10 protein-coding genes are annotated in these 10,142 nt (G+C 64.1%); 6 read left to right on the top strand and 4 right to left on the bottom strand.

The features are described 5' to 3' along the window. Positions 1-145: 145 nt before the first annotated feature. Both V6N07_RS03320 and V6N07_RS03315 read right to left on the bottom strand, forming a co-directional pair. Entirely contained in the window at positions 146-934 is a 789-nt protein-coding gene (locus V6N07_RS03320) for a methyltransferase, TIGR04325 family (protein WP_371154035.1), read from the bottom strand. Next, positions 931-2,376, bottom strand: a complete 1,446-nt coding sequence (locus V6N07_RS03315) for an oligosaccharide flippase family protein (RefSeq protein ID WP_371154034.1) — start codon at positions 2,374-2,376, stop codon at positions 931-933. Before V6N07_RS03315 ends, V6N07_RS03320 begins: the two co-directional genes overlap by 4 nt. Before the next feature lie 378 nt (positions 2,377-2,754). On the opposite strand from V6N07_RS03315, the gene V6N07_RS03310 reads away from it, so the two are divergent. From V6N07_RS03310 to V6N07_RS03295, 4 genes are read left to right on the top strand one after another with little or no spacing between them, the layout of a single operon-like run. Continuing rightward, the gene (locus V6N07_RS03310; RefSeq protein ID WP_371154032.1) at positions 2,755-3,444 is read left to right on the top strand and encodes a sugar transferase; all 690 of its coding nucleotides are present in this window, start codon (positions 2,755-2,757) and stop codon (positions 3,442-3,444) included. 51 nt (positions 3,445-3,495) lie between these two features. Beyond that, a complete protein-coding gene (locus V6N07_RS03305; RefSeq protein ID WP_371154030.1) occupies positions 3,496-4,368 on the top strand; it encodes a glycosyltransferase family 2 protein in 873 nt (290 codons plus the stop codon). Further along, entirely contained in the window at positions 4,368-5,618 is a 1,251-nt protein-coding gene (locus V6N07_RS03300; RefSeq protein WP_371154028.1) for a glycosyltransferase family 4 protein, read from the top strand. Before V6N07_RS03305 ends, V6N07_RS03300 begins: the two co-directional genes overlap by 1 nt. Positions 5,619-5,632: 14 nt before the next feature. Then, complete coding sequence (locus V6N07_RS03295; RefSeq protein WP_371154026.1) at positions 5,633-6,700, top strand: acyltransferase family protein; 1,068 nt, start codon at positions 5,633-5,635, stop codon at positions 6,698-6,700. Between the two features lie 4 nt (positions 6,701-6,704). On the opposite strand, the gene V6N07_RS03290 is transcribed toward V6N07_RS03295, so the two are convergent. Together V6N07_RS03290 and V6N07_RS03285 are read right to left on the bottom strand one after the other, a co-directional pair. Further along, entirely contained in the window at positions 6,705-7,571 is an 867-nt protein-coding gene (locus V6N07_RS03290; protein ID WP_371154024.1) for a PHB depolymerase family esterase, read from the bottom strand. Next, on the bottom strand, positions 7,568-8,032 hold the full coding sequence (locus V6N07_RS03285) for a rhodanese-like domain-containing protein (RefSeq protein WP_371154022.1): 465 nt from the start codon (positions 8,030-8,032) through the stop codon (positions 7,568-7,570). Before V6N07_RS03285 ends, V6N07_RS03290 begins: the two co-directional genes overlap by 4 nt. A gap of 194 nt (positions 8,033-8,226) precedes the next feature. On the opposite strand from V6N07_RS03285, the gene V6N07_RS03280 reads away from it, so the two are divergent. Next, positions 8,227-8,775, top strand: a complete 549-nt coding sequence (locus V6N07_RS03280) for a chemotaxis protein CheD (RefSeq protein WP_371154020.1) — start codon at positions 8,227-8,229, stop codon at positions 8,773-8,775. A 177-nt stretch (positions 8,776-8,952) separates the two neighbouring features. Further along, positions 8,953-10,119, top strand: coding sequence for a M20 aminoacylase family protein (locus V6N07_RS03275; RefSeq protein WP_371154018.1), 1,167 nt, complete (start codon positions 8,953-8,955; stop codon positions 10,117-10,119). Positions 10,120-10,142 lie beyond the last annotated feature (23 nt).

The raw sequence follows: 10,142 nt of genomic DNA, 5'->3' as shown, positions 1-10,142 counted from the left end.
GACGGGCACGATCCTGCACGCCCCGTTCCGATATACCCCGAATCTGGCGATTTTACGCCGTTGTCAGGGTCGCCGGATTGGCGATAACATATAAAAATTGTCTGACCGGATGTCATGGCGGCCCCGCGGCCGACCATTGGACAGCCTAGGTCGCGCGCCGCAGGGCAAAGCCCCAGCTTTCGCTGCGCCCCAGTCCGGGATGTGTCGGAATGACGTGGCCGAGGTCGGCAATCTGCCAGCGGTCCAGAACCTCGTAGCCAAGGGAGGCAAGCGTCTCCTCCCAGGTTGTCCAGCTGCGGATCTGATAGGGGACGCGCAGGGACCCGATACGTTCCAGCGTGTGCACGGTCGGCCCATGCCGCAAGGCAACCTTGTTGAGCAGAATTTGGTCCGGTCTCTCCGGCAGATGCGCAATCAGATCCGCAAGGGAAATGTCGAGATACTGCAACAAACCGGACGCGAGAAGCACATCAGAAGGGGGCAGGGCATCGAGCGTGTCGACAAAGGACAAGTCGGCCGGGACGCTGCCGTCCCCTTGTCTTCGCCGTGCGGCGGCGACGATGCTGGGCATGTCGTAGACGGTCCAGCGCACCTGTGAGAGGTCGAGAAGGTCGGCAAAGGCAATGTACTTCGTGCCCATGTGGCCGCCCGCATCAAGGACGCGGCTGCCCGGTTCGGTCATCCGCGACAGCCAGTGGATGACCGGATAGTCCCATGTTTCCCGTTGGCACATCTGCGGAAAGGACACGTCTGAGACGGCCGGGTCATCGTACCCGCGCGTATCCGTCGGCGGCAGCGCGGCGGCGGCCTCGGCGCGGGTCGGATATGCGCCGACAAAGCGCGGCGAACGGCCAAGTGCCATGCGCAATCGGGTGTTGGCGACGGTGCCTTTGTTGCGAAGCGAAGTCAGCCCGTGCTTCAGAAGTGCCTTCATGTCTGGACCTCGTTCACTGGCGGGACATGGCCACGGCCGATCAACTGGCGCAGTGTTGCACGCGCCAGAACGGCAAGGGCCGCTATGTAGATGCCGGTCGCGAACAGGGCCGACAGGACGGTCTGCAACAGGGGCGGGATCGGCGTGTAGATCGCAAGGGCATGATCCGCCAGAAGCAGCGCCGCGATGGCCACCGCCAACGGGGCCACGATGCCGCGTATGTCGAGGATGAACTCCAGCGGGGTGACCTTTGCGAAGCGGTGGAAGATGTACAGGGTCACGCCCAGCAACAGCAGGGCCCCCACGACCTGGGCCCAGGCAACGGCGTACAGACCGAAGGGCACGGCCAACAGGGTCGTGCCCACGGCAATCACCAGCATGGTCAGGGACAGGCGCGGCAGGATGCGGGACTGTCCGGTCAGGGACAGCAGAGGCTCCGTCGCGATGGCAGAGGTTGTCAGCAGGCGCGAGATGGCGAGCAGCGCGACAAGGGGCACGGCCGGCAACCACTCCGAAGACAGAAGGTCTTCGATCAGGACATCGCTCGTCACGATAAGCCAGACGAACAGGGGCACGCTGATGACCCAGAGCAACCGGATGAAGGACATCAGCTGTGTTTTCATGCGCGCCCCGCCGATGCCCGAGGTCGCGTCGCCATCGCGTGCGTCCTTCAGGACAGCCCAGCTGAGCAGCTGCGCGGGCACGGCGATCACCTCGCCCACCGCGCCGACGAGGCGTTCGGCCACGCGAAAGTACCCCACTTCGGTCGGACCCAATGCGCCACCGATGATGAAGGTGGCGGCATAAAGCTTGATGTTCGCCAACATCCGCGCAGCGAAGAAGTGGCGCGAAAAGACCCAGAGCTCTGTCAGCATCCGGGCCTCGAACCCCAGCGCGGGCCATGTCCGCGTGGCAAGAAAGGACAGCACGAGGTGCGTCGTCTGAAAGCTGAGCCTGCCAAATGCGATCGACAACACGCCCCAGCCCGACAGCAGCGTCGCAAGCGAGACGCACAGACCGACGATTTCGCCGGCGATTTCGCACAGGGCCGACAGGCGCAGTCGCTTCTGCCAGACCATCATGCCCTTCTGTGCCGAAGACAGGGTCGCGATCGCGACCCAGACGCTGAACAACTGGATAAGGATGACGATTTCCGCATCGATTCCCAGCGCCGCGACGACGCCGGATGCCGCAAGCCCGATGGCGCCGAAGACCACGCCACACCCCGCGGCAAGGGTCAGGACCTGTCGCGGAACAGCGGCATCGCCGGCCCAACTCATGATATAGGGGGCCCAGCCGACCTCGGACGCGCGCAAAAGCAGGATCGCGAAGGCGGACACGAGGGCGTAGGTGCCGAACTCCGCAGGGCCCAGCATCCGTGCCGCGACGATGAAGACGAAGAATTGGCAGAACTGCGCGATGACGCGTTCAGCCGCTGTCAAAGCCCCTGCACCGAAAAGCTTCGAAGAGGAACCGGCCGAGGGGGAAGAGAGGGGATTCGCCAAAGTCTCGCTCGATCAGGGTCGGCCCGTGCCAGAGCGTGGCACGGGATGTCCGCAGACGTCTACTGCAAGACTTGGAAAATGCCGATCAAAATCGCCATTGTTTCCGAATCAACGTCAACAAGCACGGATTTTCAGCATTGCCGCCGTAAACAGGCGTTTTGTTGGTTCTGATTTCGAAACACTGAGTTGTTAACGACACGTTAACTTTTTCTGGAAATTTGGCAAGAATCTGTCTTAAAAGTGGCTGCGGTAGAACGGTTTTGTTTTGAACGAGGGAGGGGATGCCCGGCATCCCTTTAGGTAATGTTGTCAAATTTGTCTGCTCAACCAGTTGATACCTATCGGCTGGAATCCACACCCCCTGCAAACCCTGCCGCAAAGCGCCGGCTCAAGCGGCCCGGTGTCATCAAGTCGTTTCTGGATCGTGTCTTCGTCGCGGCGGCCCTTCTGATGCTGCTGCCCCTGATTGCCGTCGTGGTGGTGGCCATCATGGTCACCGACGGCCGGCCCTTCTTTTTCGGTCACGAGCGTGTGGGCCGCGGCGGGCGGACCTTCAAATGCTGGAAATTCAGGACGATGGTCCGCGATGCCGAAGCGCGCCTTCAGGATGTGCTGAGCAAGGACCCGGAAGCCCTGGCCGAGTGGAACGAGACACACAAGCTGTCCAACGACCCCCGGATCCTGCCGTTTGGTCGCCTGCTGCGGAGCAGTTCGATCGATGAGTTGCCGCAACTGTGGAATGTTCTGTGCGGGGACATGTCGCTGGTCGGTCCGCGGCCCGTCACACGGACCGAACTGGTCCGCTACGGCACCGGCGCGACGGCCTACATGGCGGTGCGGCCCGGCCTGACCGGAATATGGCAGATCAGTGGCCGCAGCACCGTCAGCTTCGAAGAGCGCGTCGCGATGGATGTCAATTATGTGGCGACGCGGTCCCTTGCGGGCGACCTTGCCATCATCGCCAAAACCCCCGCCGTGGTATTTAAACGCTCCGGCGCGTGCTAGGAATCAGGTGCGCTCAGTGTCGGGCGTCCTGTTACGGTTGGGTCGAGTGTCATGCATGTCATCGTCGGAATAGCCTCCGCCGGGCGCGGGACGGTCGTGCGTCAGACCCTTTCGCATACCCTGTCACTGCGGGATCGGCCGGATGCGATCTGGGTCTGCCTGCCGGAAGATGACGATGGGCCCGACGGTCCGGCGATCTTCGGACCGGATGTCACGGTCATCAGGGGGCCGCGCGGTTCCTGCCCACAGCGAAACAGCATCATCGAAGCCGTGCCGGATGATACGATCATCCTGTTCCTCGACGATGATTTCCTTCTTGGCGACGGATCGATCACGGCCATCCGGGACCTGTTGTCGACGAACGCAGACATCGCCATGGCAACCGGCAAGGTGCTTGCTGATGGGATCGGCGGGCCCGGACTGAACCACGATGAAGGCACCCTGATTCTCGATCGTGCGGGACAGGCGGGCGGCACGCAGGTCGACCCGGTCTACAACGCCTATGGTTGCAACATGGTCGTGCGGGTCGATACGGCGCGGCGCCACGGCATTCGATTCGATACCGATCTGCCGATGTACGGCTGGCTGGAAGACGTCGATTTTTCCCGGCGGATGGCGAGCCACGGACGCATCGTCAAGTTCGACGGGCTGTTCGGCGTGCATCTCGGCACCAAGAAGGGACGCTCCCGCGGGGTGCCGCTTGGCTATTCGCAGATTGCGAATCCGGTTCACCTGATCCGCAACGGCACGATCACGCGGCGCAAGGCCTATCGCCTGATGACGCGCAACGTCTGCGCGAACCTCGGCAAGATGCTGTGGCCGGAGCCCTGGATAGATCGCAAGGGGCGACTGATGGGCAATTTGACGGCCTTTGCCGACGGGTTGCGCGGGCGCCTGACGCCCACGCGGGTGCGCGACCTGTGATGGCGGATCGCCCCGCGCCCCAGGCCATGCGTATCGTCATCATAAATGATGCCGGCGTCGCCCGTGGCGGCGCGACCGGTCTTGCCCTGTTGTCGGCGCGTCTGCTGCGCGCGAACGGATATGCGGTCACCTACATTTGCGGTGACGGGGGCGACGATGGCGCGTTGGAGGCGGAAGGGGTCGAGGTAATTCCCCTCGGCGGCGCGTCCCTGCGATCGCGCGGACGATTGAAGGTCATGCGACAGGGGCTTTACGATCAAGGCGTCCTTGACCGCGTATCCCGTATCATCGCCGAGACGGACACGCCCCGGACGGTCTATCATCTTCACGGTTGGGCACAGATCCTGTCACCATCGGTCATCGATGCATTGGCTCCGGTTGCGGCGCGGACCTTCATCCATGCGCACGACTTTTTCCTGGCCTGTCCGAACGGCGCATATTTCGACTTTGGCAGCGGCACGCCCTGCGCACGGACGCCATTGTCGGCCGCCTGTCTTGCGACGGCTTGCGACAAACGGTCCTTTGCCCAGAAGGCGTGGCGTGCCGCCCGGCAGGTCAGGGTCCGGCGCGTGTTGGGCGGTGGGCGAAACTGGGCCGGTATCCTGCAACTGCATGAGGGGATGACCGACGGTCTGGTGCGCGGGGGTGTGCCGGCGCAGTTGCTACGGACGGTGCGCAACCCGGCGACCGCGCTTCTGTCGGAACGGATCGAGGCAGAGCGCAACCAACGGTTCGTCTTTCTTGGCCGCACAGAGCCGGGTAAGGGCGTCGGACGTCTGTGCAAGGCGGCGCGGGCGGCGGGGGTGCCGCTGCGCATCGTCGGGTCGGTCGATGAACGTCCCGATCTCGTGCGCGACTACCCCGAGGTCGATTTTACAGGCTGGGTCGGCAAGGCCGACATGGCGCGCGTGCTGCGGGATTGCCGCGCACTGGTGATGCCATCCCGCTTTACGGAACCCTTCGGCCTCGTGGCACCCGAGGCAAGCCTGAGCGGCCTGCCGGTCGCGATCTCCTCCGTGGCGCTGCTGGCACGGGACATCAGCGATGCGGGGCTGGGCGTGTCGATCGATGTCGGCTCTACCGATGCCCTCGCTGCCGACCTGCGTCGGTTCGCGGCCCGTCCGAACGACGAGATCAGGGCCATGAGCATGGCGGGCTTTTCCGGTCGCAACAGTGTCGCGCAAACGCCCGACGCGTGGATCGATCAACTGCTGGGCCTGTATCACGCGGCCCTGGTATCGGCGGAATGAGGAAAGTGGGGCAGATGACCGAGAAAGACCGCTTTGCCGCCGTCGACGGATTGCGGATGGTCGCGATCCTGTGGGTCGCGATCTATCACTATGCCGTTTTCTGGACGCCCGCCGGAAAGGGCGACAACCTGATCCCCTATGGCGATGCCTTGGCCTGGATTCCGCTTGCTGCGGTCGGCGGTCTGGGTGTGTCCCTGTTCTTCATCATATCCGGGTTCGTCATCACGCTCAGCCTCGATCGCTGCGAAAACCTGCGCAGCTTCGCAGCCTTGCGCGTGCTGCGTCTCTGGCCGACGCTGTTCGTCTGTGCGACCCTGACTTTCGTGGTGACATCGCTGTTCGGCCCGGCGGAGCTGTCGCGCGATTGGGTCGAATACCTGATCAGCCTCACGTTCGTTCCGCCCCTGCATGCGGGCAAGATCATCGGCCTGTCAGACCTGCAGTGGTTGGACGGGGCCTACTGGTCCCTGTGGGTCGAGGTGCGGTTCTATGCGATCGCCGCTGTCCTTCATTTCGGGCTGCGCCGCCATTTTCTCGTGGGCTGGGCGTGTTTTGCGGGCGCGACGGCCATGCTGCACCTGTTCTTGCTTCCCGAAGGACACGCCGTATTGCGTCTGCTTTTCAGTCAGTATCAGCCGTTCTTCACGATGGGTATCGCCCTGGCTGCGGTGCGGGCCAACGGGGCCGGTCCCTTGCCCGTGGCACTGTTCGCGGCCGGGTTTCTGCAGGCGTTCGCCTATGCCGCCCCCTCGGCGGACGTTCTTGTCGGGCTGTCGCTTGTCTGTCTTGGCGCGCCTCTCGTCATCCTGTCTAGGCGGCGGATACCGGTGCTGTCTGCGACGCCCGTGGCGCGGGCGGGGCGGGCTTCCTACGCCTACTACCTGTTGCATCAGAATATCGGTCTGGCGTTGCTATTCGTGCTGGCCCCCGCTGATCCGGTGCTTGCGATCGGTGTCATGCTGACGACGCAGATTGCGATCCTCGCGTTTTCGGTCTGGTATACCGAAGTGATCGAGATGCCGCTGCTCCGACGATTGCGCGGCCGCGTTCGGCGACCGGATCATCGACCCGTGGCGGCATAGGGCGTCAGTCCGTCGTCCCGGCCTCTTCCGGGCTTGCGGTAACGGTCTCGAACCAGTCGAGGGCCATGTCGGCCCAACCCGCGGGCACGCCATGCCCCCCGGGGAACAGCGCGAATTCCAGGGCCGACCCCGGCTGGCATTCCCAGTATCGGCGCATGAACTGGTCCGTGCTGGCATATCCATCCGGATCGGGCCGCGCGCATCCGTTTGCCGCGCGCCAGATGCCCAGACCTTCGAAGATGTCACCTTGCAGCCATTGACCGGACTGAAGCGGTCGGCCTTCGAGCGGAACCGTCGAGTCGCGAAACCCGTGCGTATGCAACAGCTTGACCGGGCCCGCACAGTCGCTTGGATGCGGACGCCAGAACCCGCCCGAGATTGGCGCATAGGCCGCGAAAGCGTCCGGCGTTTCGCAGGCCAGGTAGTTGACCATGAAGCCACCGGCGGAAAACCCGGCCAGCAGAACCGCGTCCGGGTCGATTCCGTAACGCGCCTGCGCATCCGATATGACCTCGGCGAAAAAGGCGCCTTCATCGCGGCGCTGTTCGCGCTGCGCGTCGGGCAGAAAGGACCAGATGCCCCCGCGGCGTCCGGGTCGCCAAGGCAGGCCATCGGGCGCGATGACGGCATAGCCCCGGTCGGTGATCGCGTCGATCGTGCCCGTCATGCTAAGCGTTCCGCGACCGGTCCCGCCCGCGCCATGCAGGAACAGAACCGCAGGCAGATCCTGTCCCGGCACGTCGGGCAGGGCAATACGATAGCTGCCCATCGGCGTTTCACAGGCATCATCGTCGCGCCCGCAGGTCTGTGCCTGCGCCGAAAAGGGCAGGGTCACAAGACAGGCAACGATGACAGCGACCACCCCCTTCATGGTTGCACCACCGGCAGGCCACGCGCGACCCATCCCGGCCCGGCAGAGGAGCCGAGCATTCCTTCGGGGACATCGATGATACGTTCGAAGCCCGCCTGTCCCAGCCGTGCGCTCATCCGATCGGAACGCACGCCACGCGCACAGATCAGGGCAATGGGTCGGTCCCGCTCACCTTCCACAAGGGTGGCGAGGGCGTCGACGAAATCGTCGCGCCGCATGTCGAGGGGGTAGGCCCCTTCCGCGATGCCGGTCGCGGCCCATTCATCGGGGCGGCGGATGTCGATCATGGTCAATTCACCCGTCCGGATCGCGTCCAGTGCTGCGTCAGGCGAAATCTCTGCCCCGTCGAACCGGTCCCGTCGCCCGAAAACCGCGCCTGCACTGATGGCGGCAATCGCGGCTGCCGCGCCGGTCAGCAGGATACGCCGGGACGGTCTGGCAGGCAGGGAAAGGTCTGTCATCGGCATTTCTCCGGCAGAGATCTGCCTTCGGCTTAAGGGGCGGCGCGGATCCGACCAAGTCACGATCGGGTGAGATGTCGACCGTCACGGCGCGCTTAACCAAATCTTCAAACCCATGGTTCAGTTTGCGAGGAGCACAAACGACGCCATGCGGAATCGATGGCGCCGCACGCCACTATCTGACGGAGCACTGCATGGGTTTGCCCCAACGCGACACCCATGACGATTGCACCGCGCCAACCGTGACGCATCAGGTCGAGGTTGCGCAGGGTGCCATGCATGTGTCCGACGACCCCCGGCTGGAGCTGGTCGCAACGCTCGGCTCGTGCATCTCCGTCTGCCTGTTCGACCGCGCCGGTGGATGGGGCGGCATGAACCACATCTACAAGAACGTGACCGCCGGCCCGATGGGGCAGGCGGGTGTCATCGCGGATGTCGAAACGCTGGTGAACGGGTTGATGCGGCAGGGCGTATTGCGGTCCGAACTGGCCGCGCGCGTCACCGGCGGCGCGCAGGTGCTGTTGCGCGGGAAACGCCATGGTGACGCGATTGCCACGGCCTGTCTCGACTATCTGGATCGGGAGGGGATCCCCGTTCTGGGGGTCAGCGTCGGGGGCAACCGCGCGCGTCGCATCCGGTTCCACCCCACAAGCGGCCGCCTTGTGGTCGGAATACTTGAAAACACGCGCGTGACCGGCACACCCGCGCCGGAGACGAAGGGAAATGCGCCGGAGTTGTTCTGAGGATTGATTTTGGCCTTGGCTGAAGCCGGAAGGGGTGCGGGTCGATCCAACGACGATAGCCAAGCATTCACCGGGCATACGCACCGGGAACACGGCTTGCCCGCGGGGTCACCCCTTGCGCATCTTTCGTCGAGGCCGTGTTATGTCGAAAACCTTGAAAACACGCAAAGGTCTCGCATGCCCATCCGCAACCGTTTTGCCGAACGCCACGCCGAAATCACGGCCTGGCGTCAGGACTTTCATCGCCATCCGGAGCTTTTGTACGACACGCACCGCACGTCCGGCGTGGTTGCGGACAAGCTGCGCGCGTTCGGCTGCGATGAGGTGGTCGAGGGGATCGGTCGCACCGGTGTGGTCGGATTGATCCACGGCCAGGGCGGCGCAGGCGGCAGGACCATCGGCCTGCGCGCCGATATGGATGCCCTGCCAATACAGGAGGCGACCGGCGCCGAACATGCGTCGACCGTCGACGGAAAGATGCACGCATGTGGGCACGACGGTCATACGGCCATGCTGCTCGGGGCGGCCGAATACCTGTGTGAAACGCGGCGTTTCACCGGAACCGTCGCCGTGATCTTTCAACCGGCGGAGGAGGGCGGCGCGGGCGCGCAGGCCATGGTCGAGGACGGTTTGTTCGACAGGTTCGGCATTTCCGAGGTCTATGGCCTGCACAATTCGCCGCTTTTGGACTTCGGGCAATTCGCGTTGCGCGAAGGGGCGTTCTATGCGGCGGTCGACAGTTTCCGCATCGATGTCACGGGACGGGGCGGCCACGCCGCGCGCCCGCACAGGACGATCGACACCACGCTGGTCGGTTCGGCCATCGTCATGGCATTGCAGAGCATCGTGTCGCGCAACACCGATCCGCAGCAGCCGCTGGTCGTATCGGTTACATCATTCCAGACGGAATCCGACGCCTTCAACGTCATCCCCGAAACCGCGCGCCTGCGGGGCACCGTGCGGAGTTTCGACATGGGCGTGCGGGAAGAGACGATTGTGCGGATCAAGGACATCGTGCGCCTGACCGCCGAAAGTTATGGCGCCGAAGCCACGTTCGAAATGGCCGAAGTGCCCTATCCGGTCATGTCCAATCACGCGGAGAACGCGGCTTTCTGTGCCGACGTCGCGGATTCCGTGGCCGGCACCTGTGATCGCGCCGCGCCGCGCACCACGGGGGGGGAGGATTTCGCCTACATGCTGCAGGCCTGTCCGGGCGCGTACATTCAGCTTGGCATCGGCGAGGGGCCGGGGTTGCACCACCCCGAGTACGACTTCAACGATGAGATCATACCGCTCGGCTGTTCCTACTGGGTCGCCCTGGCCGAACAGAGGCTGGCAAGCTGATCCCACACCGGCAGTCCGGTCAG

Origin of the sequence: Jannaschia sp. 2305UL9-9 (assembly GCF_041403465.1) — a bacterium.
Classification (GTDB): Bacteria; Pseudomonadota; Alphaproteobacteria; order Rhodobacterales; family Rhodobacteraceae; genus Jannaschia.
Note: the sequence above shows the minus strand (reverse complement) of the source record. Positions and strands in the feature narration are given on the sequence as shown.

Bases quoted from the DNA above. Each gene is read 5' to 3' on its own strand.
- V6N07_RS03300 (WP_371154028.1), top strand. From the start codon at position 4,368: ATGGCGGATCGCCCCGCGCCCCAGGCCATGCGTATCGTCATCATAAAT.
- V6N07_RS03305 (WP_371154030.1), top strand. From the start codon at position 3,496: ATGCATGTCATCGTCGGAATAGCCTCCGCCGGGCGCGGGACGGTCGTG.
- V6N07_RS03280 (WP_371154020.1), top strand. From the start codon at position 8,227: ATGGGTTTGCCCCAACGCGACACCCATGACGATTGCACCGCGCCAACC.
- V6N07_RS03290 (WP_371154024.1), bottom strand. From the start codon at position 7,571: ATGAAGGGGGTGGTCGCTGTCATCGTTGCCTGTCTTGTGACCCTGCCC.
- V6N07_RS03285 (WP_371154022.1), bottom strand. From the start codon at position 8,032: ATGACAGACCTTTCCCTGCCTGCCAGACCGTCCCGGCGTATCCTGCTG.
- V6N07_RS03295 (WP_371154026.1), top strand. From the start codon at position 5,633: ATGACCGAGAAAGACCGCTTTGCCGCCGTCGACGGATTGCGGATGGTC.
- V6N07_RS03275 (WP_371154018.1), top strand. From the start codon at position 8,953: ATGCCCATCCGCAACCGTTTTGCCGAACGCCACGCCGAAATCACGGCC.
- V6N07_RS03320 (WP_371154035.1), bottom strand. From the start codon at position 934: ATGAAGGCACTTCTGAAGCACGGGCTGACTTCGCTTCGCAACAAAGGC.